1 protein-coding gene is annotated in these 356 nt (G+C 61.5%); it reads right to left on the bottom strand.

The window, feature by feature from the left end; all coding sequences use genetic code 11:
• On the bottom strand, positions 1-356 hold a 356-nt coding region (locus AC1D1Y_RS26985; protein WP_477685036.1), incomplete at both ends, for an AMP-binding protein.

The raw sequence follows: 356 nt of genomic DNA, 5'->3' as shown, positions 1-356 counted from the left end.
TCTCGATGTTGTGCCCGGTCAACATCACGCCTTTGGGGCGGCCCGTCGTACCACCGGTACCGACCAGCATGGTGACGTCGTCGGGCGCCGCGGCGTCGAGTTCTTCTTCCCCGAGCCAGCTTTCGAGGGACTGTGCCGAATCCCACTCGCCGTCGATACAGACGAGCGTCACCAACTGTGGAAGCGCGTCCTTGATCTGGTCGACAAGCGGCGCATAGGACTTCTGGAAGAACAGAGCGCGACAATCGAACAGATCCAACAGGTCTCGGTTCTCCGCAGCTTCGTTGCGGGGGTTGATCGGGCACCAGACCGCGCCAGCCCTACTGATACCGAATACGCAGGAGAACGAGATCGGG

This window comes from Polaromonas sp. P1_G1 (assembly GCF_056405595.1).
Note: the sequence above shows the minus strand (reverse complement) of the source record. Positions and strands in the feature narration are given on the sequence as shown.